Here is a 25,378-nt window from a genome sequence, read left to right on the forward strand (position 1 = left end):
TAATAACAACCTAAAAAATAATAATTTATGAGCAGTTTAAAGAAAAAAAAAAATACTACAATTTCTAAAGACTTAGCAGAAGTACAAGAGCATTATCAAGATTATCCTTATCCTTTCAGAGACCCAAATCAAGAAAAAGAACGTTTACTTGCAATATGCGGTGAGTTCTTAGGAGAATTAAACCATTTTCTATATCAAGGAAAAGAAAATTTTAATAATAATTTTAGATGCTTAATAGCAGGCGGCGGCACCGGTGATTCGACTATTTATCTTGCCGAGCAGTTAAAAGATAAAAATGCCGAAATAATATATCTAGATTTCAGCAAGCCTAGCATGGAAGTAGCACAAAAACGTGCAGAAGTACGAGGTCTTAAAAATATTAAATGGATTAATGATTCAATATTAAATATACCTAATCTAAAACTTGGAAAATTCGATTATATAAATTGTACCGGCGTGCTTCATCATTTAGCAAATCCTGATGAAGGTTTAAAAAATCTAAAAGATTCTTTAAAGCCGACCGGCGGTATGGGTTTAATGGTATATGCTAAATACGGACGTACCGGTGTTTATCAAATTCAGGATTTAATGAAAATGATAAATAAAGATACTAAAAGCCGTGTCGAAGAAGTAATGAACGGGAAGCTAATTCTAGATAATTTGCCTGCTACTAACTGGTATAAAAGAGGTTGGGAGTTATTTTCAGATTACCAAAATTTCGGTGACGTCGGAGTTTATGATATGTTCCTGCACAAACAGGATAGAGCCTATTCCGTTCCTGAGTTATATGAATTCGTAGAAAAAGCAAGCTTAAATTTTGTTGATTATCTTGATCCTTTAGAGAAAATTTTATTAAGACCGGAAAATTATATAAAAGATTTTTCACTTCTACAAAAAGTTAAAAAGATGGATAAAGTAACTAGAGAAGCAATTTCCGAAATACTTACCGGTAATATTATTAAACATTCATTTTACGTATCAAATCAAAAAGATAGTGTAGCCTCTCTTGATGACCTTGATAATATACCGTACTTCCATAATATTGCCAATTTTGCTAAACAAATTTATGAGCATTTGGAATCTAATCCCTCAGCAATAAATAATGCTATTAATTTTACTATTAATAATGCGATATTAAATAATGTTAATATCTCAATGTCGATATTTAGAAGCACTAAATATATTTTTAAATATATGGTAGAAGAGAAAAGTTTAAGAGAAATATTTGATGCGGTACGCAGCGAATTAAACCAAGAAATAAGCAATGAGGCCTTATTAAATGAAGTTAAAAACGTATGCATCCCATTACTTAATACAAATGTGTTATTGTTAAAATCAAAGAATTGCTAGCGTTACGTGGATTGATTTATCCATCATTGCGAGAAGAGGTTACCAGGATCGTCATGAGCTACGCAGCCGTAAGCTGTACGGCAATCTCATGAAATAATATAATAAACTCCTAAGATTGCTTCGTAATTTTCTTGCAATGACCATTTACCGATTACCTGTTCGCAATGACGATTTGGGTTGACAATGTGCTATTAACGTTGTTAGTATGCTTTTACATACATATACAGCTCTTATAAGCTAACAAGATAAATAATTCTTCAAACCGCAAGAATAAATAAAACTTTCTAAAAATCTAATTTGATTCCTAATTTAAAAAAGTATATTACTTACCTTTAAACTTAATTGCTAACTCAACTTTTCAATTATAATCTATTAATAATAAAATAATGAACACCACTAATAAAGAATCCACAGCAGAACTTAACAATACCGAATCCAATAACAATCATAATAATTTTGCAGAGAACGGTAATATTATTAATTTAAAACAATTAAAACGTAAATTACCGGAGGAACTACAAGCTCAAGCAGAAGGATTAAAAATTGAAAATATTAATTCATTACTTAAACAAGAATTAGTTTTTGCAATTTTGAAAAAATCCGTAGAGCAGGGAGGTTTAATAGTGGGAGAGGGGGTACTTGAAGTACTACCTGACGGATTTGGTTTTTTACGTTCGCCGGAAGTAAACTACTTAGCAGGCCCTGATGATATTTATATTTCCCCTAGTCAGATTCGTCGCTTTGGTCTGCGTACCGGTGATACTGTAGAAGGTCAGATCAGAGCTCCAAAAGCCGGAGAACGTTATTTTGCTTTACTGAAAGTCAATAGAGTAAATTTTGAAGACCCTTCTAAAGCTTATCATCGTGTTCATTTTGATAATTTAACCCCCTTATATCCTGATGAAAAATTAGGATTAGAACTTGAAAATAATAGTAAAGATAGTAAGGATTTTAGTACACGGGTTATTGAACTTGTTGCCCCTATGGGTAAAGGACAACGTGCATTAATAGTAGCACCGCCTCGTACAGGTAAAACCGTATTATTACAAAATATAGCACATGCAATTACAACCAATAATCCGGAAGTATTTTTAATAGTACTGTTAATAGACGAAAGACCTGAAGAAGTAACCGATATGCAACGTTCCGTGCGTGGGGAGGTTGTGAGCTCTACTTTCGATGAACCAGCAAGTAGGCACGTACAGCTTGCAGAAATGGTGATCAAAAAAGCAAAGCGTTTAGTAGAACATAAAAAAGACGTGGTAATTTTAGTAGATGCGATAACACGTTTAGCTCGTGCTTATAATACCGTAGTGCCGTCATCAGGTAAAGTATTAACGGGCGGTGTTGATGCTAATGCTCTTCAGAGACCTAAAAGATTTTTCGGAGCAGCAAGAAATATTGAAAACGGCGGTTCACTTACTATAATTGGTACGGCTTTAATTGAAACCGGTTCTCGTATGGATGAGGTAATTTTTGAGGAGTTTAAAGGTACAGGTAATTCCGAGATAGTTCTAGATCGTAAGATTGCCGATAAGCGTATTTATCCGGCTATTGATATAACTAGATCAGGAACTAGAAAAGAAGATTTATTAGTAGATAAAATAATATTAAATAAAATGTGGGTTCTTCGTCGTATTATCGATCCGATGGGTAGCAGTGAAGCAATAGAATTTTTACTCAAAAAACTTGAAAATACTAAAACTAACGGTGAGTTTTTTGAGATGATGAAGAGTCCTGAACGTCCTAAGAACGGTCTATAGTCAATTGATACCTATTATTGTGCTTCGTTGTTCGTCGGCTCGCCTATTTATTATAGGCTTCGCTCCTCACGCCTGTCACAGTATAGATCTGAATTGACTATAGTATTCTAAAAAAGTATATAAAATTATGAGTATAACACCTGATTATTTAATTGAAAGAAGACAAATAAAATCTCGTTTGTTAATTTGGAAGCTAGCAGCTATTATTTTAATTGCGATCGTATTCTTACTAGTCGGTAAAGATTTTGCTCCAAAAGAGGTTTTACCTATTAATAGTAATGAAGACTATATAGCTTCCGTATTAATAGACGAAATAATTCTTGAAGACGAAAAGCGTGACCAAAAGCTCAAAAGAATAATTGATGATTCTCATATTAAAGCGTTAATAGTTAATGTAAATTCTCCAGGCGGTACGGTAGTCGGCTCTGAAAAAATTTATAATATTCTGCGTAAAATATCTGCAAAAAAGCCGGTAGTGATAGTTATGGGAACAATGGCTGCAAGCGGCGGTTATTTAATCTCTCTTGGAGGTGATTATATTATCAGCCATAACGGAACTATTACGGGTTCAATCGGTGTAATACTACAAACAGCCGAGGTAACGGAGCTTGCTCAAAAATTGGGGATTAAGTTTAATAATTTCAAATCGGGTGAATTAAAAGCTGTCCCAAATCCTACCGAAAAACTGACGGAAGCAGTGCGGGTAACCATTATGGAAAATATAGAAGATACTTATAATTTCTTCCTTGAACTTGTTTCAGAGAGGCGTAATCTTCCTATAGAAGAAGTAAAAAAGCTTGCAGACGGACGAGTATATTCAGGTCGTCAGGCTTTAAAGCTAAAGCTTGTGGATGCTATAGGCTCGGAAGATACTGCATTAAAATGGTTACAGGAAGTTCAGAAAATTAATGTTAATCTACTAGTTAAAGATTATCAATTAAAACCAACACCAAAATTAATGGACATAATACTTGAAGATTTTGGTAGTATAGCACCTAGTTTTTTTAAAAATAGTTTTAACGGAATCAAAGCGATTTTTTAATAATGATTACTAAGAATTATTTAATAGATAAAATACATGATAAGCTGAATTATCTTTCTAAAGAAGATGTTAAAGATTCAGTAGATTTAATTTTAGATTATTTAAATGAATCTCTTAAAGAACAAAAACGTATCGAAATCAGAAATTTCGGTAATTTCTCTATCCGCAAACGCAAATTTCCTGAAAGCGAAAAATTCTATAATATGGTTTATTACAGAATGCCTAAAAATTTATTTAAGAAGTAAATAAGTTATGGAATGGGCTAAATATAGTACTATAGAGAAGTGGCAAATAATAAAAAGCATGGTACTACATAATAATATTTTTTCCATGGCTCTTCATATTGAAGATTTAGAACTCTTCAAAAAAATATTATCGATAGATGGGAAGCTGGTTATTCAAGCACTTAATATAGACTCTTTTATATATCACGATATTATAGGTAATGAGAAATATGATTCTTTTTTTAAAGCATTATATAATTACTTAAATGATAGTAAACCAACAATCATGCCTTTAGTATCTGAATAAGAAAGAATATTATCCTATTGTTGAAGAATTATGTAATGAATCTTTAAAGGAAAAAACATCATCAATAATGATATATTTAGAAAAAGAATCTGATAATCACCCTCTACCTATATGGGCATATGAAGAAACTTTAGAATATTATTTAAAAACTAGAAAAAATTATGATAAGCCTAAACCTGAACCCGAAATAGAAAGAAGCGAAGATGAACCTAATTTAAATTATGCAGAATTAGATTTAAAATATTATGAAGAATCTTTAGACTATTACTGAAAGGTTATAGGGTAGGGTACTAAAATTTTCCTCTCACTTGACATTATAATAATAGGCAGCTATCTTAAGTGTAAAATTAAAACAGGGTATTTATGATAAGATATTTAATAATTTTATTTGCTTCTATAGCTTTAATTGGCTGTACCGGTCAAAAAACTACGAAACCCAAAGAATTAGTAGAGCTTGACGGTGATCCAAGCTATGCAATTATGCAAACAATCGATAGTACTAACAGAAATATCGCTAGCACTACTTCATCTCTCCCGAGTACTCCGGCTAGATAGAAATGCTTGCTATTATTTCTTCTGCTAAAACTCTACATTTCGAGAAGTTAGCTCCCAAGACGGAGCTGACGACTCCAATGTTCTTTACGTTAACTAATCAACTACTTTCTACACTCCAAAGCTATTCTGAGAATCAATTATCGAAAATAATGAATATAAGTGCAAAACTTGCACATATAAATAAAACAAGATTTAAGGATTTTGATAATCAAGAGCAGGAGATGTGTTTAATAATATACATATAGAAAAATTAACTAATCATGAATTAAATTTCCTGCAATCACATTTGCTTATTATATCAGGACTTTACGGAGTCTTAAAACCACTAGATACTATTAAGCCGTATAGATTAGAAATGGCAACAAAATTAAATGAAATAAATTTTAAACTTTTGGCAAGATGAAGTCACTAATTATATTAATAAAATTCTTGCTAAACAGGAAAATAAATATTTACTCAACCTAGCATCACAAGAATATTCATCTGTAATAAACTTAAATATCAATTAGTTAACGTTCATTTTAAAGTAAATAGGAACGGTAAATTATCAACAATCGGTATACATGCTAAAAAAGCTCGAGGGGCGATGGTCAAGGTTATTGCTAACAACCTAATTGACTCACCTGAGCTACTTAAGAATTGCTTATATTTAGGTTATGCATTTAGTACTAAACACTCATCCAATAACGAATTGGTGTTTATTAAGAGTTAATATAGCAGAGGTGAAATACCAATAGAAATACTTCAAGTTATTAACTTTAATTAAAAAATTAGTATTTTCTTTACAAAATAGTGGGTTTACTTTATAATACATGCCTCTTTATAATACATGCCTATTTATTAATAAGTATTTATTATGATAAAAATCCTAAATCTTCAGCAATCTCAAAATTTAATCCTAATCCTATAGCATTGTCACACAATAAAATAATAGAGTTTAAATCAAAAAAGTCTTTAATTGTAGCGGGGGAATGAATAGAACCATTAAAAAATGTAAACAGTTATAGATACCAGTGCAGAAATAGCAACAACTCTTTTAAACTCTTTAGATAGTAAAACAACAAAAAATTGGGTATTCCACACGTAACAAGCCTAAAACTTAATACACTAAAAACTTTATTTGATAATTATGAATATAACAATATTCAAGAACATAAAGTGCTGAAAGAAGCCTTAAGCAAATATCATGTTGCATTAAAAGCGAATAAAGAAATTAGCATTTTATAAGCCTCTTATAGTACTCCTATTGTAAATAAAAAACCCGAAACTATTAATTTTATAAATATTTTTCTTCAACTTCAAGGGATGATCACTGCTATACATTGCAGTATAATGAATAACCATGTAGAAGTAGAAAATTATTTATAGATATATTGTCAAAAGCAAATATAGATTTAAATTAATATATTCCCAATACGAATTTCAAATTCATAAAGCTTATACCAATACTTTATTTGAGTCAATCAGTTTATATCAATGGAGAGTATGGAGATAAAATTATTAAAGATTTAACACCTCATATAAAGCATTATTACAATATTACATATATGCTCTCTACCATGTTAATTAATAATAATCACTTAGATGAAGCTAAAGAATTGCTTACGGCAGCACTTAGCAATATTACTCCAAAGATATAGGTTGGTGTCAGTATAACTTAGGGGTTGTTTATTATAAAACTGGTCAGTTAGAACTTGCGATAAAATATTATAATAGTGCAATAGATAGGTTGCCTAAAGAGGAAGAAATCATATATAATTTATGGACTATCTATGGTTATCACTCTTGATTCAAAAAATATAGAAATTTACTAAATAAAATGCCTGAAGGTAGCCTTAAAGCTTTACTAAAATTAGGTCGAGACTTAAATAATATCATCAATGAAAAATTAGAGACAATGAATTCTAAAAATTTATTACCTTACCACGTTCAAAGGTTTGAGCTTTATAAATATACTGCTAAATATAATGCTCTTTCAGATGAGAGAAAAATTGCACAAAAAATACGTTTAGCAAAGGATTTAAATACAATAATTAAAAAAAACTGATGTCAATAATACTGATGAGTTACTTGTACTTTCGATTGCCATTTATACAAAACAATTGGATATAGCACGTAATATATTAAATAACATTCCTAACAACGATATTGCTATTTATAAAAGTTCAAATTTATCTACTTTAGCAGCTTTTCCTGATCCAAATTCTATAATTTATAATGCAAATACATTAAAAAAGAAGAAATAACAGAAGTCCTTAATGCTGCCAGCATCTCGCTAATGGCAGACGGTGCAAAAGAATTTGTTTCTAAAAATTCAAAAAGTTTTACAAAATGTAGAGAAAGTTTTAGAAGACGCCCCTCAAAATGAAGAAACTTTAGAAATTGGAATAAATGCTGCTTTACTTAATCTCAGGAATATGCAAACCAATTCAGTAAGGAAAAACAAGAAGAAATTTTTACAAATGATTTTGGAGAGGTTAATGACACAGAGGATTTAGATCAATTATTTAAGCAATATGATGCAAAAAAATTCATCAGTATTATCAGCTTAAAAAAAACAACAGCTTCATATATTAAGTCATAAAATTACTCATTATATCACTTCATGGAATATTCCAGAGAAAGGGTATATTAAAAAATACTGAAGCTACTTATATAGGTAAATATAAAGGTCAAGATTGTTATAGTATTATTGATGAAAAAATAAAGAAAGCTGTTGATTCTTTACTGCCACGGTTTGAGAAAGCTATGGAGAAAGGAATAATACATCATCAATATGGAATAAATGGAGTTAAATTTTTGAAGGAGAATGCTGTTGAAATAAAAATTAACGCCGGTAAACGTATATTAACGAATAAAATTTATGAAAACACACGAAAAGAGTTATTAATAAATTTTGATTATGAGACCAACCATAAAGAAGCTGAAGTATTTATTAACGGTCACCATTTGGAGATTTGCCCTATCGAAGGTTTATAAATTTTACCCTGAATTGACTTATCACTTATCTATCTCATTGATATTCTCTAACCTTTCTTTGAACGCTGAAAAGCCTCTACTTTAGCGTTCGCCGTTTGAAATACCGAAAAATGGAGTATGCCCTAACTTTAGTAGAGTTGCAATAATTTGTCAATCTTTAAAAAATATTAGAAATTTACAAAAAAATACTTAGACCATTTGAATTTTCTAATAAATAATGATAATCATTGGTTGTATATATTAAAAAATATAGATAAGTTCAGTTTTGACAATTGTATTTAATATAGAATTTGCTATTACAATCAAAACATAATACAGTTTAAGTATAGAACACTTACGCTATATTATAGCAAATATGCTGAGAATTCTGAGACCAAGGTATTTATAGTGAATGTTATTTATATAATCCCCTAATTTACGGATTTATTGTCCAACATAGCGTAAGTTTGGATATTTAGTTAACCTGTGGTAGGTATAATATTATGCTAGTTAAATCATTACTAAAGTATCATAGAATTAAAATAGGAGTATTTCCTTATCTATCTATTACTGACGCTAGAGTCAAAGCATCAGAGTTAAAGGTGCAGATTGCAAAAGGAGATAATCCAGTAGAAGAAAAAGTTAGATTATCTAAAGAGCCTAATTTTAAAGAGTTTTATGAAAGATATCTCAAATGAATACAGTAAAATTAATAATAAAAGATGGAAAGACTATGCTGCTTCTGTAGATAGATATGCCAAACATTTATATCCTAGAAAAATATCAACCATTCAAAAAGCAGATATTCAAGAGTTATTTAATAACTTAACTAAAACTGGTAAGTATGGAGCTAATAGATTTCTTGAGATATTAAGTCCTATATCTAGCAAAGCAATAGAATGGGAACTACTAAAAGTGAATCCAGTTACTGGAATAAAAAAACACCAGGAACAATCTAGAGACCGTTATTTAACTAGAGAGGAAATACCACAGTTTTTTACAGCAATAGCAGAAGAGAAAAATCAAGTAATGAAGGATTTTTTCTTAATAGCATTATATACATCAGTTCGTAAAGATAATTTGCTTACTATGCGTTGGGAACAAGTGAATTTTACTGACAAACAATTATATCTTCCAGAGACTAAGAATGGTGATCCTCACCGTTTACCTTTATTAGATCAGGCAATAGAAATATTGCAAGCCAGAAAAAATAAAGCTACTAGTGAGTGGGTATTTCCAAGTGAGACAAGTAGTACTGGTCACTTGCAAGAACCCAAGAATGCATGAAGTAGAATTTGTAAAAAAGCATGCATAGAAAATTTAAGGATACATGATTTAAGAAGAACAATACCAAGCTGGATGGCAATGACAGGAGCAAATCAATATGTGATAGGGCAACTACTAAATAATAAGGATTCAGGATCAACTGCAGTTTATACTAGACTTGGCCAATGATACTGCTCGAAAATACATGCAAAGAGCCATTAATGCAATGATCCCCACAGTTCAATAATGATGGGAGTTTCAGATTTTATGTTTGAGAATAAAGTAAAATTGGCTAATAAATCGCGAAATATCCGTAATATAGTTATTTCACTAATTATAGGTGTTACTGTAGGTATAACAATTGATCATAGTATATTAAACCCATTAGTTAGTCCCAATGTCCAAACTGTTCACTCTACTAAGGATGAGAGGAATATATCAAGTACAATTATAGTAGAAGATTCACAAGACATTTCAATTTCTTCTATTAAAATTGATACATGCTTTACTCCCCCATCCGGTTGTAGCAAAGTTATCACTGCGATAATAGATAAGGCGAGCACATCTATATATGTTCAGGCATATGGTTTTACTGATGTTGATATAGCAGATTCCTTAATTGCAGCCCATAATCGAGGTGTAAAAGTTAAAATCCTACTAGACAAAAGTAATCTACACTCTAAATACTCAAAGCTTTCTAAAATTAAATCAGCAGGCATTGATGTATTAATTGATAACGTACCTGGTATTGCCCATAACAAAGTTATGATTATTGATGAGAATATAGTAATTACTGGTAGCTTTAATTTCAGTAAAAATGCAGATTATAAAAATGCAGAAAATGTAATTATTATCAATGATCCAATAGTAGCAAGACAATATTTGCAAAATTGGCTATCTAGAGAACACGTCAATAACAATCTTACTAAGAAAGATTAATTTCTTCCTTTGTAGGGGATAAGAGAGATATCCTATTAAGGAAGAACAAATATATAATGAAGTTGCCCTCGCAACGAGATAAGACATATCAGTAAGTTATAAGAAAAAGATAGTCATAAAATCATTCACGATTTATAAGTATATCTTATATGAACACTCTCATCCTTCAGTTTATAGCTAATATATTTTTACTTTCAGCATAAAAAATTTTCAAAGAAACAAAAATCTTTTTATCAGCAAGTAATAAATTCCGAGTTTTCCCAATTAATTGTGTAAATTTTTTCAAATGATAATGCTATTTTAAAAGCCTATATTTAGCAATTGATTAATATGACTAAACAATGGTCCATGCCTATCCAAAATTGGAATGCGGTTATGGCGCATTTTTTAGTCAAATTTGAAGGGAGAATCTAAGACTTTGAAAAAATTTACACAATTAATTGGGAAAACTCAAAATTCCATCTCCGAATTAACGCAGTTTTAAGTTCAATAATATCTTGTTTTGTCATTGATAGAAAACTTCATTGGCAATGTAAAAATTAGGATGTTAATGTCATGATCTATAATATCTATTAAGTTTATTAATATGCACAATAATTTGGATCAAAGATTATACTGGTCATTATCTACACCACTAAAATATATGGGATTAAGTTTGGATGAGTGGTTTGTAGTATTACTTGGAATAGTACCTGGAATATTTTTACTTAATAGCGGTCATGCAAAACTTGGGGCATGCTGCATGATATGTAGTATTTTACTATGTTATATATTTAAAAAATTTAAGTATCAGAGTATTTTGTACTAAAGAGTTATTTGGTAGCTAAGAAATTGCTACCTGCCCCTACTTCTTATCCAAATCTTCTTGGTCAAAATGTGGGAAAGTAATGGGGCAACAAAGCGATGGATCATTTACTTAAGCAAAGCTCAATACAGGAATTAGTTAAATATAATAAGCGATTATTGCTTATTGCATTGCTCCTTTCGTTTAGTTGCGTACTTAGCACGATAAAAGTTTTTAGTAAAGAAGAGCGATGGCTATCAATTCCAGCCATAGAGCCAGATAGAAGGATGATACACCATAACACTTCCATAGATAAAAGAAAGGTCTAATTCTTTACTCTCATGAATTCTCACTCATGAATGATCATCAGATATCATGCACCTTAAGCTCACTCTATCACATCTTACACCTTCTTGATTAGATTTATAACCCTGCATCTTTACACCTTCATTTAAGTATAACAATACAGCTTATTTCTTATCTTAACTTTCTGCCACTCCTGCTTATGACTTTTTCAACAGTCCGTCTTGACTTCTACAAATAATCTGTATCTAAAAAATTAGAATTATGTTGCTATCTGCTGTTTGTTTAATACTTCAAATACTAAGTTTTGTAGTTCTACTACTGCTTGAGATAACCTTAATTGTTTAGCTATAGGAATATAGAATAGCAAAGTTTGTTCAGCTATCTTTTTTTGTTTTTCATATGAGCTATGATAAGTAATTGTACGCATATTATGAATACGATCTGCAATTTTTATCATTAAAACCCTTGTATCTTCTTGTGCGATTAATTTTTGTATATTTTCATACTGGGATAAATTTAATTTTTTTCTACCTTGTTCAAATTTCGTTACTCCATTCACTAATTTCGCCACTGTTGGATTAAAAATCGCTTCTATTGTTGATAAACTCATTGAGGTATCCTCAACAATGTCATGAAGCAGCGATGATAATAATGCATCTTCATCAGAAGTAAATTGTAATAATATATCAGTTACAATTAGTGGATGTATATAAAAATGTTCGCCAGATTTACGTGTTTGTTTCGCATGATATTTTTTTATTAGATTTATGGCTTTTTTAATTTGTTTTATATCTATATTCGGGTTTTTCTTATTAATATCCTGAATCAATTTAGTTTCTATTTTTTTGGCATCTAAGGAATCAACAATAATCTCCTGTAAAATTGAGTTGTTTTCTTTTAAATCCATAACTTTTGGTCTAATATCACCTACACGTAACGGAATAACAAAAATTATACTATATTCATTATTGAATCCAATATAATGTAGTGCTCCATAATGAGCATTTATTATCTTTACACTTTCTGCCTTATATAAATCTTTTGGACTATTTAAGGTAAAAGCAGCTTTTGTTGTATCACCCATATAAAAATTTGGTAACTCATCAATTTTGTCTAATGTTGTTACTACAAATCTTATAGCTGGAATTTTCTTGGTATAGTTTTTTATGGAATCAATTCTGTACCATAACTCGGTAGAATCTATAAGAATCTGGATATAATTATTGTTTAAATTATATTCTTGTACTTGCATTATAGAATTTATAAGTAATTTTGTTGTTAAATTTATATCACATTCTATAGTTTTGTAATTTGCTGTATTAAAAAAAGCTAGAATTGGTGCATTCTCTAACTTCGATATTTTTGCTTTAACCTCGTTTAGTAATAAGTTTATATCAATACTTTTTATTTCAAGTCTGATATAATCTTTAGCCTGAGTTGCCACCTCTTCTAGATATTTTGTAACAGAAGTTAGCTTATTGTAGGCTTTAGTAAATACTTCACTAGAATCTACTATCATTTGTTTGCGTAAGTTATCTGTGACTTTTTGTGCTTGTTTTAATATCTCTAATCCTTCTTTACCAAGACCATGAGCTAATTTTTCTTGGTAATTTAAAGCATCTATTAATTGATCAGTAGTAGAGCAATATAACTCTCTTAACTCTTGCTGATTATTGAATAGCCTATGTACATATTGTTGCCTTCTACGTACGAAAATTATGCCGATCATAACAGAAAAAAAACATGTATAAGCCAATGTATAAATAACATTGGTGTTTGGTATCATAAAACCATCAAATATTGAGTAGTATATAGTAAGGGCAAGCAATGTACCGGTAATAGATAAAACTGTAAATACTATCCAATTTACCAGCACAATTAATAACATTATTGCAAATGTAATATTTATAAACCATTCCACATTGCCCTTTTCTAGAAGAAAAATAAAAGTAGTAGAGAAGGGCAAACAAATACATAGCGTTAAATGATAATATGCTGGAAAATATATTTTTAAAATAGATGGCCAATAAGGCCCTAACAGTAGCCCTATGCACATTAAACCACCTATTATTCTAAGTAATAAAATCCAGTGGTATAAATTAGGTTCTGCATAACTATACATAAATAAAGGTAGCATGTAATTAAAAATCATGAATAACGCAAATATATTTGCACTAACACCATAACTTTCTATTTCAAGCTGTGAGTAATTTATGAATTGCTTAGAAAAAGATTTTAGTGATATAAATAATTTGCTGGAATAACTAGGTTTTATAGGTGAATTGCTTACAAAGCTATCATCTCTTTTGACCATTATAAATCCTTTATTTAGAATCAAATGGCTAGTAAAAAAGCTAATTAAATTTATAGCAATACTTATAGGAATTAGTAGCTCATTATCAAAAAATAATTTACCAATAATAAAAGTTACTGTAGTAATTATCGTTGGTACAAAAAAAGAAAGAGAGTTACCTTTAAGACCTATAATACCTGCAATTAAAGGAATTGTAAAAATTAATGCTACAATCTCAGATGCTATATTTATCCCTTTAGCTAAATCCACTATTCCTGCATATTGTATCCTAGGCAAAACATTATTCACTGATGCCGTAAATACTGCAATTACCCCGAGTCCAAACGTAATATAACGTGCCAATTTTAGCTCATCAATATTAATATTTTTTTTATCACACACTGGTTTTATTACATCATGAGCAAGCAATAATGCTCCTGAATTTAAAAAGGAGTCAGCAGTAGACATAACCGCACCAATTAATCCAATAGCTAGAATGCCTTTAGCACCAGCAAAGAAATAATTATTTATTAGATAAGTAATGACTTCACTTCCTTTAGAAGGCATATTTACATCTTCAGTTTCTTTCAAAACTGTAGCAGACAAGCCAGTTAAGGTAAGTAGCACAAAGAATATAATCAGAAAAAACATACTAATATAATAACTATTGATAAGTTGCTTATTATTTCTAGCCATAAGCATTCTTTGTATAAAAGGAAAACTTAAAGGAAAAGCTGGAAAAATATACCATACACAATAGATAAGATAATCTTTTAAATTAGGGTGATGCAAAATATCGAAATGCTGTATAGGCATTTTGGCAATTAAAGATTTTATACCGCCAACTTTATTCAGTACTATATAGGCTATAATTGGTATCATTATCGTTACTGCTATAAATTGTATAAGATCAGTAATAGTAATAGATTTTATACCACCTATAGAAGAGTAGATTATTAAAAATGTTCCTCCAAATATTACCCCCCATAATTTTGGTATCCCCAATAATTCAGCAACGTTACCAAGCCATATAATTTGTAGAGTTACTAAGGTAATAGTATAGAAACTACCAAGAACACCTATAGTAAAACGGGTTTTTATACCATAAATTTGTCCCATTAATTCAGCGGTAGTTAAACAACCGTCAAAATATTTAATACGTGGTAAAATAAAGAAAATGATAAATGAGAAGCAAAATATCACACCACACAAAATTGTTGATAATATTGGCAAAATACCATCATCAAACACATAACCCGCATATCCTATCCCTTTAGAACCTGTAATATATGTGGCCAATATAGTAATTGTAAGTATTCCACTACCAAATACTTTATTACCTATAGCATATTCTGCTATATCTTTGATGTTTCTACTTGCTCGAAGAGCAATAACTAATGTTATTATTAGAAATATAATAACTATAATATTATCTATATTTAGGTTAGACATATTGACTTTGAGCATTTTTAATTATTTATTTAAAGTACCATATTAAAAATAAAAAGTAATTAAAAAATTTATCTTTAAAAATATTAAAATTAACTATCTCCTAGTTTTTAACTAAAGACAATATCAAGATACCAATTTTCAGTCGGCACGAGTCTGTTGCAATGATTGTGTAAATTATTGTTGAGCCTATATTAAGAAGTAATTAAAAATATAGGTAACAGAAATGCAGATAGACAAGAATAAAAAAATAAATGAAGCAATAGATTTACTGATAGAAGGAGGAGTAGATTTAAAGACAGTGCTTAGTCAGAATGGATTAATTAAGGAATTAACCAAGGGTATTCTAGAAAGAGCTCTGCAAGCTGAGATGTCAGAGCATTTAGGTTATAGCAAATATGATAGAGCTGCAACTGAGAATACGAGGAATGGTAGTTTCAGTAAGAATTTGATTAGCGAGAATGGTTCTATAGAGCTAAATATACCAAGAGATAGACAAGATAAGTTCGAACCTATAATAGTCTCAAAGAAACAAACAAGAATAGATGGTTTAGACCAAAAGATAATATCCTTATACGCAAAAGGCATGAGTTTATCTAATATTAAAACTCAATTGCAGGAATTATATGGAACTAAAATCAGTGAGAGCTTCATCAGTAGGATTACAGATGAAGTAATAGATGAGGTCAGGATTTGGCAGAGTAGACCTCTTGGATCAGTATACCCTATAGTATATTTTGACTGTTTGGTAGTTAAGTAAGACAAGATAAACTTATCATTAATAAATCAGTATATGTAGCTTTAGGTATAGATTTATCTGGAAGAAAGGATATTTTAGGATTGTGGATAAGCGAGAACGAAGGAGCTAAATTTTGGCTTGGTAATTTTACTGAAATGCAAAATCGAGGAGTAAAAGATATCTTAATTGCTTGTAGTGATAATCTAAGTGGAATGTCTGATGCTATTGCAGCAGTATATCCGCAAATGGAACACCAAATTTGTATTGTCCATCAAATCAGGAATAACCTGATATACGTGTCATATAAGGATAGGAAGTTATTAGCTGCGGACCTAAAGCTAATCTATACTTCTACTACTGAAAAAGAAGCAGAATTAGCACTTGAGTCATTTGATAAAAAATGGAGTAAACAATATCCGCATATAGCTAAATCCTGGCATAATAATTGGGAGAATTTTAATGTTCTTGCAATATCCGAAGGAGATGCGTAAGATCATTTACACTACAAATGTGATAGAATCGCTGAATAGCCAATTGAGGAAAGTGACCAAAAATAATTTCCAAATGATGATGCGGTATTTAAGGTTTTATCTCTGACAATTGATTATATTACCAAAAAATGGTCCATGCCTATCCCAAATTGGAACGAAGCTATGGCTCATTTTATGATCAAATTTGATGGTAGAATTTAATGGCTCAATACAATTTACACAATCACTTGGACAGAGCCGTCGGCACATATTAAAATTCTGTATCATTTTTCGACCGGTGTTGACATCGTGGAATATTATAATAAGGGAGTATCTTTAATGTCTTTATGGCAACATCAGGAAGCGATAGAAAACTATGATTTAGCTATTAAATATAAACCAGATTATGCAGATGCTTATAATAACAAAGGTGCAACTTTAATAAACTTAGGAAAATATACAGAAGCAATTGATACTTGTGATATAGCTATTAAATATCAGCCTAATTGTGTAGAAGCATACTATAACAATGCTATCTCTTTAAACATATTAAAAAAACATCATGAAGCAATAGAAAATTGCGATTTAGCAATCAAATATGATCATACTTATACAGCATCATACTTAGAAAAAGGAATAGCTCTTAGAAAATTAGGTAAATACCAAGAAGCCATTAAGAGCTGCGATTTAGCGATTAATCGTAAAGCTGATTATGCTGAGAGTTATTTAGAAAAAGCTATTACTTTAGTGAATTTAAATAAACATAAAGAAGCAAAAGAAAATTTTAACTTAGCTCTTAAATACAAATCTAATCTGATAGAAGAATATGAAGCAATAATTAAAGCTTTAAGGCAATTTAGGTAATGATCTTATGGCTGGTGAGTTTGAAGAAAAATTAAAGATAATGCAAGATAATTTGTAATTGGATGCAACAAAATCAAAATAATTTTCTCGTGGTTCACAAATTTTTGCTCATCAGCTACGAATACTTAGTCAAGGAAGTATAAATGCTTTAATAGCCGGGCTAATATTTACTATAGTTTGATTAATGTGGCGTACATATCAGACATTATCCTTAGTAAGCTTATATTATTTTATTATAGAAAGATATGTGGGGTTAAAACTTGCTATAGGAAAATATTTTTATCCTATAGATCAAATAGGTATTAAATTCTATTATTTAGAGCAAAAAGCTTGGGTTTACCGTAATGCTGAAGAATTTGTTTATAAATTTTGGCATGTTACACCGCATTCGCATAATATCAATCAATTTGAGCAATTTTTATTGCATTCAGCTTGGCAAGAAAGTATTATTACTTTTATTGTGGGTATGTTTACTACTATCATCTTTTTTATGTATCGCGGTAAAAAAGCTGTTATTCAAGATAAGATTAGGGGAACAGATTTTGTAGAAGCAGGTATTTTAGCAAAAATGCTTTATAAAAGCAAACAAGCTGCTAATATTTGTTGTTCTGGATTGCCATTAGTTAAAAATAGCGAAAGGAGGCATATTCTTATTACTAGTACTACAGGTAGTGGTAAAACTAATATGTTAAATGAGCTATTACCTCAGATTAGAAAAGAGCAAGATAGAGCAATAATTGTTGATTTAACAGGTAGCTTTACTGATCGATTTTTTGATCCCAAATGTGATAAATTACTAAATCCTTTACAAGATGGTACTGAGCATTGGCTACCGTGGAATGATTGTCATGAAATTTGGGATTATAATGATATAGCCAGTAGTTTTAGTAATTATAATCCAAAATTAGATGATTTTTTTGCTAAAAGTGCTGAGTTAGTGTTAGCTGAAGGATTAAGATTATATCATGATAGCAAAGACATCAAAACGCTAATAAATACTATTCTCTATGCAAATAATAAAGAATTTGTTAGGATCTTTAAAAATAGTGCAGTGTCCGGTATAATTAGCAGTAGTGCACCTGAGACTTCTTCAGGTATTCAAGCAACTATTAGTAAAAATATTGAAGTGTTGCAACATTTAAGGTAGTTCTAGCATTAGAAAGTGGTTTAGCAGTAGAGAAGGTTGGTTATTTATCACCGCTACTCCTAATCAAAGAGTAATGCTGAGACCACTCATTGCTGCATGAGTTAGCATAGCGATAAAAGCATTAATGAATAGGAATATCAATAATGTTAATAGTAATATGTGGTTTGTCATTGATGAATTACCAGCACTGCAAAAGATATCTTCTTTAGGAATAGCTTTAGCTGAAAGCAGGAAATATGGTGGCCGCGTTGTTGCAGGTATGCAAAACATTCACCAATTAGAGGAGATATATGGTCATGCAGGAGCAGCTTCAATGCTTGATCTATTGGGTAGCAAATTTATTTTTCGAGTAAGTGATCAACAAACAGCACATAAATCTGCTTTAATGCTTGGTGAGCAAGAAATTATTGAAACTCAAGAGAATCTCTCTTATGGTGCTAACTCCATGCGTGATGGAGTAAATATGCACAACTTAGAGAAAAGGAAATTATTAGTAATGCCTTCTGAAATCATGAATCTATCAGATCTTACCTGTTATGTAAAACTTGCGGGTAATTTTCCTACCACTAAATTACAAATGAATTTACAAACTTGATTTAAATCCAAAAACATCAAAGCCATTTTAATGGCATTTTTGAAAGATTTCAATTGTTTGATAGGGGATACCTTATAAAGAAAATCCTATTATAATACCCCTTTAAATCGCCAATTTAGTACTATGCATTTTAGAGGTAAGACGTGTATAAAAAACTTTTTTGTTATTTCAGAATTTTTATAGAGTAAATTTTACAAGAAACATATTTACTCTAAAGAGCGAATAAAAACCTCATCAAAACCGGTTACACTAGAAATTAAAGAAACATTACAACCTTGAGCTAACATTTTCTGTGCTACCTCTACTACTTTATTATATTTCCCTTCAGCTTTCCCTTCTTGTTGCCAATGCTATGCTAAACTGCTCATAAGCCTTGTTCCTATTTCTGGATTCAACTGTGTTGATAATAAATTCTCTAGCTCTACTTTATCATCTTGCTCTATCTTTGTCAAAGTATAATATAATATCATTTCTAGATAATCATAGCCTATCGTTATTTTTGTTAATTCTGGTAATATATCTGATATTTCTTGCCATCTTTTTAATAATTCTCTCTCATGTATATGCTTGAGAAAAAATTCTAATATCCCCGACCATATTCTTTGTTTAAACTCTTCATCAGGAATTTCATGGACATTCACTAACTGGTAATCATTAATCCATAATTCTTTTGCTAATTTGTTATTGGTAAATCAATCCCACAAATTCCTTGCAACATTGTATTTCTCCTGACCATTGTAAAATATCATCGGGTATATTAATGGTAAATCTTAGATTTAGGATTTTGTATTAAATATCGCTCACAAATATTAATCATATATAAATCTAATTAGCCGCTGCAAAAGAAAATTTTGCAGAATTTTTTATCAATAATTAAAATAGATTTGACTGCTCTAATTTTTTGAGGATCCATGACATGTGACAATAATATTTAAATATTATACTCATATGGGGCATATCATAAAACAAAGACTAAAATTGCAACAGAAAAAAGCAAAAATTATTACAGAAGAGGCTAAACTTAAAATTCAAGAAAGGAAAATGCGTACTCGCCACTTAATAGCAATGGGAGGATTAATTGCTAAAGCTAAACTTGATGATTTACCATCTAACAGCTTATTTGGGGCTTTGATTTCTTTGAAAAAAGAATTAATACAACATCCTAATGTCCAAGATCAGTGGACTCAAATCGGTAAAAATATTTTTGATCAAAAATTAAACAATTAACGTCCATTAATCTTAATGGGACTGTTGAAAAAGTTTTAAGTAATTAAAATACATTATAGTAAAATAAATTAAAAGTTATACTATATACGCTTATTTATCAAAACTACAGTGGTTTATACAAACAAAATGACTACAAAAATACTTTTTCAACAGTTCGCTGATATTAATACACATAACACTTTATCTTCTATTAAAGGTAAATGTGATATTCTACCATGACATCTTTTCTTGAGTTCAATCTTTTTAAATTCAGGTCTAATCCGTTCTACTATCTCTCTAAATCTTTAAATTTACACCAGCTAGTTGTACCAAATTTTTTGGGTATTTACTCAACTTTAGATAATTTAAGCTTTTGTTCACATTATCTATTTTCCTTTAACTTAATTCAATCCAATCTCTTTCGCAGGAGGTCTATTATTTCACGAACCTTTTCTTTTATAGCTCTTGTTAGAATCTTGTATCTATATAATATCTATGTATATATGCTTTCCTTTTTCCTAATTTTATAGGATGACTATGACTTTCTCAAACTAAAGTTTCTCCACATGAAGGTAGAGGCTAGAGCCACCCGATGGATAGTCCACTTTTCGCTTTTCGCATGTTCCGTTACGGCAATTCAAATTATGACAAAGATCCTCAAGTATCTGCTCATATGCAAGGAGTTGTGACATAGTCCAATTAAACCGACTCAAAATATTATAGGCATTCTTGATGTTAGTATTAATATAAGCTGTATTAAACCTATCATTAGAGAGTAACTTTCTTAATCTTATTTCCTGTGTCTTTTTATATTCATCGTGGTTTGCTGTACCAAATTCTGCTGTATTATGCATCTCTCTGCTACGTATTTGTATTTCTATATTACGTTTATAGATATTAATTATGACATGTAAGGCACGGTATCCATTATCCTTAGGATTAGTAATATAGTCTTTAAACTTCTTTACATCAACAGAATAAATATTGTAAATAATATCTAATACTTTATAACAGTCTTCTTTTTTATTAACTATAATCCTAAAAGCAATTAGGTCCTTCAATTCTTTCACAGCGATAGCTTTTTTTAATATCTTCTTTAAAACAGAACAAGGGGATTTTAATCTGTAATGTATTTCAGCAGCTATATTAGCTTTATATAGTTTAGTGCTAATAGCAGCTATGATATTATGTAAATCATTAGTATTTATACCTTGCATAATTAACATTTATAATAAATTATAATACATTTGTTATAAGATAATCAGCTTTTGATCCCTGTAATTAACTATTAACTCCACATTAGTACACTAAACTCCATAAAGAGATATAACTCTTGGAACTTTACTTTTAAATTTATGGAGGGAAAAAGCTGATTATTTTACAGTAACTTAAGTGCAATTTCACTCCCTGACCTTACTAATCTGGCAGAATGTATTAAAACTTAAATTAGAATTATTACAACTCTTACAAAAACAGTAAGTATTATACATAAGTAAAAAACACATAGATATTAATGTAAAAATTTATCTATTAAAGACCTCTGAAAATAAGTGAATTAAGTAGTCAATAATAAGAAAGTAGATATTAATGAAGAGTAATCATTAAGAATTATTAGAATGGATATATTTACAGTTGCTGGAAGAGACAGATTAAGTAAAGATAACGTACTTAAGTTAGAACAAATAATTAACTGGAATCAAGTAAGTAATTATTTAAAGAACAGTAAACTGAGATCTGACTTAGAGCCTGTCTTGAAAGACTAATTATTTAATTACATAGTACTTCAACATGTTACTTTAGTACTATTTTATGTCTAAAAAATTTACAAGTTTTAAAATTACTGTTTTTTTATATAGATTTTAAACTGCTTGTTATGAATTAGTGTATTATTGTTGTTATCAATCCACTTTCAAGACAGCCACTTAGGCAGGGTTGGTTATAGCGAGTGATTGTTATTTAAATGTATTCCATTAACAATTATATAATTTAACGTGAATAGCGAATTAAAATTAAGTCAAGAATTAAGGGAAGAGTCGATAGACGGTTTGTTAGGTAGTAACTGGTAATTGATAAGAGAAGCGATCATGTGAGAGAAGGCATTTTTGACTAATCCATTAGAATAATAATAGTTTAAATAAATGAGATTTTATGGAAGATAAAGGCTATGTGTCCGCAAGAAATATATGCAAAACATTTACGCGTAATTAACAATATTAGATTTACATCAAGAGAAATAGATGTAATAGCATGCATTATGCATGGGAAGAACATAAAAGGAGTAGCTAATTTTTTATCAAATGAGGATAAACAGGTTGAGACAAGAACTATTGAAAGTCATATTTCTAACATCAAACGGAAAATAGGAACAAATGTCCGAGAGGGCATTATAAACTTTATGGAAAAGTCCGATAAATATAAACTAATACAAAGTTACTATTTAAGTTTATTAATTCAACAAGAATTTAAAAAAAACTTAAAGGAAATTTTAATATTAACAAAGCCTTATAATATATCTTTTTTTATTGTTTTGCAGATGCTAGGAACCAATGATTTAAACTGGGTGATTTGTAAGATACGTAGGGATTTACAACTTGTAGGCATAACAGTTTTTATAGAACTGCGAGAATATTCTGATAATGTTCCTATAGTTCTCATGCATAAGGGGACACATGGCGAAGATAAAAAGCAATGTACTATCTATGTTTTATCTGTAAATAAAACTAATATACCTAAACGACAATCTATTGTTATGTCTAATGATCAGGATATATCTAAAGTATTTTTCCTTACAACACAGGAAGAACAAGGTTTAGAATTTTTACCTAAACGAACTAATTTTGAATATATTAATCTTTCTCTATCCAAACAATATCATTTTGTTTTTTTAGAAATTATCACAAAAGTTTTTTCTAATACAAATGTAGAGAATATTATTGTTAAGTTCAGGGAAAGATATAATAATATTATGTCAAATCAGACTAGTTCAGTTGCCACTCAAGCCTATTTGACAGACAAAAATATTCAAGCTAAAGTTAGGAATATTTATTTACCAATAGTTGGTGTATTGGTTTTGATTATTTGTAGTACTTATCTTTTAATATTTGACCCAGCTGTTAGAACAACGGTTAAAAGTCAAGAAGCAGAAATGCCCTACCTTAAACCACAAGAATCAATAATATTTCCTAAGAATTTGACTACTTGGAATATACCTAGACAAGATAATGTTTTTATTGGTAGAGAAAAATTATTGAATAGTTTACACAATAAATTACGTCAGAATCATACACCAGAAGGCATAAGTAATTTGGCAATTAGTGCATGTGCTGGACTTGGAGGAATTGGAAAAACACAATTAACTTTGCAATATGTCACGCACACAAAACATCCGTATACATTTAAAGCTTGGTTTCCTGCAGAGAACATTGATGATTTGTATAATAAATATATTGAACTCAGTAAGCTATTAGGATATACAGAAAACATCTATACAAAAGAAAACATTATCGCTTATGTTAAACAATGGCTAGTTGATAATCCAGGATGGCTTTTAGTTTATGATAACGTAAATAACTATCGTGAAATTGCACCATTTTTACCAGAAACTGGGGGACATGTAATTTTAACAACTCGTCAACGTCATTGGCCAACAAAATTTTCAATATTGCCCATTGACGTTATGACAGAAGAAGAAGCTATTAAAACAATAAAGACTTTAATACAGCGAAATGTGGCATTAGAAGAAGAAAATGCTATAAGGGAATTAGTAGAAATTTTAGGCTATTTACCCTTAGCACTAGTACAAGCTAGTGCTTATATTAAGCAAAAACATATTACTATTCCAGAATATTTAGGCCTTTACAAGAAGTATGAATCAGAATTATTATCAGATAATTCTTTTTTAGAAGAGACAAATAATTATAGCTACCCAGTGGCAGTAACCTGGAACATTACCTTAGATGAAATTGTTAGAGATACTAGAATTAACAATGAACCACCAATAGCTATTGAACTTTTAATAGTATGTGCTTACTTAGCACCAGACAAAATCTCTCGAAAACTATTGCTTACATGGCTGCAAACTGCTCATCCTGATTTATCATCGCCAGAATTAACATTAAATAAACATATTGCTATATTATGGCAATATTCCATGATCAATTATGATGACTATAATAATATTTCCGTCCATCGTCTAGTACAAACAGTTTTACGTCATCAGTTCAATCAGATACTAAATCAAAACAATAATATGTATCCTACCTTAAATTTCAGGTGGTTTGAATCCCTATTACAATTTTTTATAGATAATGAGCAAGAATTTAAACTAACTAATTCTTTTCAACAAATTATTGAAACTAGTCAGCACTTTAAAACTCAATTTCAGGATAAATATAATGAAAATCTTGTGACAATGGATTTGATGGTGGCTACAATCTACTATTATCAAGGAAAGTATAAAGATTTTCTAAAGATACTTGATCAGGTTAATGCATATTTGCAGAAAATTGACGGCTTAGAAATGTTAAAATGTGAAATGCTAGCCTTATATTCAGCATATTTTTATAAAATCGGTAATTATCATGAGGCTGAAGAAAAACTAAATAAAGCATTTGATGAGTACAATAATATAAAAATAAATAATTCCGAAAAAGACAATGATATGAAAATATTGAAGGCAAGATTATTGTATCATAAAGCCTATCTTGTCTTAGAGAAAAGTAAAAAAACAGATAAAACTAATATAAATACACTAGAAATAGAGATTACTATTAAATCAATTCAAGAAGCAATGATTTTATTTAAGGCAGCTAATAGAACTAGAGGTTTTTTATTATCAATTAGATTGTATGGACAACTACTTATTTTAACTAACCAAGTGGATAAAGTAATAATAGAGTTTAATAAATACAATAACTTAATTGAAATATCTGATGACATGATAAAAATGCTTTTTTATATAACTTATTCAGATGTTTATTTTAGCAAAGGCGATTTCAACAAAGCTTTGGAATATTGTGGTAAAGCTAAACAAAAAGCAGAGACATTACATCTTAACAATAAATTAAATTATCTTAACAATCAAGAGAAAACTATTAAAGCATCACTGCAATAAAATTGAAT

The 25,378-nt window shown here is 29.8% G+C and carries 19 protein-coding genes and 6 pseudogenes; 22 read left to right on the forward strand and 3 right to left on the reverse strand.

Annotated features, from left to right (window positions below; genetic code table 11):
* Positions 1–27: 27 nt before the first annotated feature.
* From A3305_RS06940 to A3305_RS07020, 16 genes and pseudogenes are all read left to right on the forward strand, one after another.
* Entirely contained in the window at positions 28–1,350 is a 1,323-nt protein-coding gene (locus A3305_RS06940; protein WP_014392308.1) for a class I SAM-dependent methyltransferase, read from the forward strand.
* Positions 1,351–1,736: 386 nt separating this feature from the next.
* Complete coding sequence (gene rho / locus A3305_RS06945) at positions 1,737–3,113, forward strand: transcription termination factor Rho (protein WP_014392309.1); 1,377 nt, start codon at positions 1,737–1,739, stop codon at positions 3,111–3,113.
* Positions 3,114–3,240: 127 nt separating this feature from the next.
* Positions 3,241–4,155 (forward strand): signal peptide peptidase SppA, encoded by a 915-nt coding sequence (gene sppA / locus A3305_RS06950; protein ID WP_014392310.1) that lies wholly within the window; start codon positions 3,241–3,243, stop codon positions 4,153–4,155.
* A gap of 2 nt (positions 4,156–4,157) precedes the next feature.
* Positions 4,158–4,400, forward strand: a complete 243-nt coding sequence (locus A3305_RS06955; RefSeq protein ID WP_014392311.1) for an HU family DNA-binding protein — start codon at positions 4,158–4,160, stop codon at positions 4,398–4,400.
* Between the two features lie 85 nt (positions 4,401–4,485).
* A complete protein-coding gene (locus A3305_RS06960) occupies positions 4,486–4,686 on the forward strand; it encodes a hypothetical protein (RefSeq protein WP_041860601.1) in 201 nt (66 codons plus the stop codon).
* Positions 4,687–4,753: 67 nt separating this feature from the next.
* On the forward strand, positions 4,754–4,957 hold the full coding sequence (locus tag A3305_RS06965) for a hypothetical protein (protein WP_014392313.1): 204 nt from the start codon (positions 4,754–4,756) through the stop codon (positions 4,955–4,957).
* Positions 4,958–5,049: 92 nt separating this feature from the next.
* Positions 5,050–5,241, forward strand: coding sequence for a hypothetical protein (locus tag A3305_RS06970; protein ID WP_014392314.1), 192 nt, complete (start codon positions 5,050–5,052; stop codon positions 5,239–5,241).
* 2 nt (positions 5,242–5,243) lie between these two features.
* Positions 5,244–5,953 (forward strand): annotated as a pseudogene (locus A3305_RS06975) (YaaA family protein).
* A 356-nt stretch (positions 5,954–6,309) separates the two neighbouring features.
* Complete coding sequence (locus A3305_RS09655; protein WP_157752272.1) at positions 6,310–6,468, forward strand: hypothetical protein; 159 nt, start codon at positions 6,310–6,312, stop codon at positions 6,466–6,468.
* A gap of 227 nt (positions 6,469–6,695) precedes the next feature.
* Complete coding sequence (locus A3305_RS09660) at positions 6,696–6,881, forward strand: hypothetical protein (protein WP_045799316.1); 186 nt, start codon at positions 6,696–6,698, stop codon at positions 6,879–6,881.
* A complete protein-coding gene (locus tag A3305_RS06990) occupies positions 6,878–7,030 on the forward strand; it encodes a tetratricopeptide repeat protein (RefSeq protein ID WP_081121017.1) in 153 nt (50 codons plus the stop codon). The genes A3305_RS09660 and A3305_RS06990 overlap by 4 nt, the downstream gene beginning before the upstream one ends.
* Positions 7,031–7,060: 30 nt before the next feature.
* Positions 7,061–7,288: a hypothetical protein gene (locus A3305_RS06995; RefSeq protein ID WP_041860512.1), complete on the forward strand. Its 228-nt coding sequence runs from the start codon at positions 7,061–7,063 to the stop codon at positions 7,286–7,288.
* Between the two features lie 752 nt (positions 7,289–8,040).
* Positions 8,041–8,220: a hypothetical protein gene (locus A3305_RS07005; protein WP_226983905.1), complete on the forward strand. Its 180-nt coding sequence runs from the start codon at positions 8,041–8,043 to the stop codon at positions 8,218–8,220.
* A gap of 503 nt (positions 8,221–8,723) precedes the next feature.
* Positions 8,724–9,712, forward strand: a pseudogene (locus A3305_RS07010) (tyrosine-type recombinase/integrase); the annotation flags it as partial.
* A 20-nt stretch (positions 9,713–9,732) separates the two neighbouring features.
* The gene (locus A3305_RS07015; RefSeq protein WP_014392316.1) at positions 9,733–10,404 is read left to right on the forward strand and encodes a phospholipase D family protein; all 672 of its coding nucleotides are present in this window, start codon (positions 9,733–9,735) and stop codon (positions 10,402–10,404) included.
* Positions 10,405–10,990: 586 nt separating this feature from the next.
* A pseudogene (locus tag A3305_RS07020) lies at positions 10,991–11,292 on the forward strand (hypothetical protein).
* A 461-nt stretch (positions 11,293–11,753) separates the two neighbouring features.
* Here the strand turns inward: A3305_RS07020 and A3305_RS07030 are convergent.
* A complete protein-coding gene (locus A3305_RS07030) occupies positions 11,754–15,239 on the reverse strand; it encodes a sodium:solute symporter family transporter (RefSeq protein WP_050982623.1) in 3,486 nt (1,161 codons plus the stop codon).
* A 223-nt stretch (positions 15,240–15,462) separates the two neighbouring features.
* On the opposite strand from A3305_RS07030, the pseudogene A3305_RS07035 reads away from it, so the two are divergent.
* The 4 genes and pseudogenes from A3305_RS07035 (at position 15,463) to A3305_RS11640 (ending at position 19,051) form a co-directional block, all read left to right on the forward strand.
* Positions 15,463–16,667 (forward strand): annotated as a pseudogene (locus A3305_RS07035) (IS256 family transposase).
* A 117-nt stretch (positions 16,668–16,784) separates the two neighbouring features.
* Entirely contained in the window at positions 16,785–17,309 is a 525-nt protein-coding gene (locus A3305_RS07040; RefSeq protein WP_014392320.1) for a tetratricopeptide repeat protein, read from the forward strand.
* A gap of 184 nt (positions 17,310–17,493) precedes the next feature.
* Positions 17,494–18,456, forward strand: coding sequence for a type IV secretion system DNA-binding domain-containing protein (locus tag A3305_RS11635; protein WP_319424467.1), 963 nt, complete (start codon positions 17,494–17,496; stop codon positions 18,454–18,456).
* A gap of 46 nt (positions 18,457–18,502) precedes the next feature.
* A pseudogene (locus A3305_RS11640) lies at positions 18,503–19,051 on the forward strand (type IV secretion system DNA-binding domain-containing protein).
* Between the two features lie 206 nt (positions 19,052–19,257).
* On the opposite strand, the pseudogene A3305_RS07050 reads toward A3305_RS11640, so the two are convergent.
* Positions 19,258–19,871, reverse strand: a pseudogene (locus A3305_RS07050) (Rpn family recombination-promoting nuclease/putative transposase); the annotation flags it as partial.
* Positions 19,872–19,999: 128 nt separating this feature from the next.
* On the opposite strand from A3305_RS07050, the gene A3305_RS07055 reads away from it, so the two are divergent.
* Positions 20,000–20,278 (forward strand): conjugal transfer protein TraD, encoded by a 279-nt coding sequence (locus tag A3305_RS07055; protein ID WP_041860514.1) that lies wholly within the window; start codon positions 20,000–20,002, stop codon positions 20,276–20,278.
* A 530-nt stretch (positions 20,279–20,808) separates the two neighbouring features.
* Here the strand turns inward: A3305_RS07055 and A3305_RS07060 are convergent.
* Positions 20,809–21,474 carry a bifunctional (p)ppGpp synthetase/guanosine-3',5'-bis(diphosphate) 3'-pyrophosphohydrolase gene (locus A3305_RS07060; protein ID WP_226983907.1) on the reverse strand — a complete coding sequence of 222 codons (666 nt, stop codon included), beginning with the start codon at positions 21,472–21,474 and terminating at the stop codon, positions 20,809–20,811.
* A gap of 947 nt (positions 21,475–22,421) precedes the next feature.
* Here A3305_RS07060 and A3305_RS07065 point away from each other — a divergent pair.
* Complete coding sequence (locus tag A3305_RS07065) at positions 22,422–25,370, forward strand: NB-ARC domain-containing protein (RefSeq protein ID WP_014392325.1); 2,949 nt, start codon at positions 22,422–22,424, stop codon at positions 25,368–25,370.
* Positions 25,371–25,378: the final 8 nt, after the last annotated feature.

The organism is Rickettsia amblyommatis, assembly GCF_002078335.1.
Taxonomy (GTDB): domain Bacteria; phylum Pseudomonadota; class Alphaproteobacteria; order Rickettsiales; family Rickettsiaceae; genus Rickettsia; species Rickettsia rickettsii.

Coding starts and splice junctions, on each gene's coding strand:
- A3305_RS06940 (WP_014392308.1), top strand. CDS start 28: ATGAGCAGTTTAAAGAAAAAAAAAAATACTACAATTTCTAAAGACTTA.
- rho (WP_014392309.1), top strand. CDS start 1,737: ATGAACACCACTAATAAAGAATCCACAGCAGAACTTAACAATACCGAA.
- sppA (WP_014392310.1), top strand. CDS start 3,241: ATGAGTATAACACCTGATTATTTAATTGAAAGAAGACAAATAAAATCT.
- A3305_RS06955 (WP_014392311.1), top strand. CDS start 4,158: ATGATTACTAAGAATTATTTAATAGATAAAATACATGATAAGCTGAAT.
- A3305_RS06960 (WP_041860601.1), top strand. CDS start 4,486: ATGGCTCTTCATATTGAAGATTTAGAACTCTTCAAAAAAATATTATCG.
- A3305_RS06965 (WP_014392313.1), top strand. CDS start 4,754: ATGATATATTTAGAAAAAGAATCTGATAATCACCCTCTACCTATATGG.
- A3305_RS06970 (WP_014392314.1), top strand. CDS start 5,050: ATGATAAGATATTTAATAATTTTATTTGCTTCTATAGCTTTAATTGGC.
- A3305_RS06995 (WP_041860512.1), top strand. CDS start 7,061: ATGCCTGAAGGTAGCCTTAAAGCTTTACTAAAATTAGGTCGAGACTTA.
- A3305_RS07015 (WP_014392316.1), top strand. CDS start 9,733: ATGTTTGAGAATAAAGTAAAATTGGCTAATAAATCGCGAAATATCCGT.
- A3305_RS07030 (WP_050982623.1), bottom strand. CDS start 15,239: ATGTCTAACCTAAATATAGATAATATTATAGTTATTATATTTCTAATA.
- A3305_RS07040 (WP_014392320.1), top strand. CDS start 16,785: ATGTCTTTATGGCAACATCAGGAAGCGATAGAAAACTATGATTTAGCT.
- A3305_RS11635 (WP_319424467.1), top strand. CDS start 17,494: ATGTGGCGTACATATCAGACATTATCCTTAGTAAGCTTATATTATTTT.
- A3305_RS07055 (WP_041860514.1), top strand. CDS start 20,000: ATGGGGCATATCATAAAACAAAGACTAAAATTGCAACAGAAAAAAGCA.
- A3305_RS07060 (WP_226983907.1), bottom strand. CDS start 21,474: ATGCAAGGTATAAATACTAATGATTTACATAATATCATAGCTGCTATT.
- A3305_RS07065 (WP_014392325.1), top strand. CDS start 22,422: ATGTGTCCGCAAGAAATATATGCAAAACATTTACGCGTAATTAACAAT.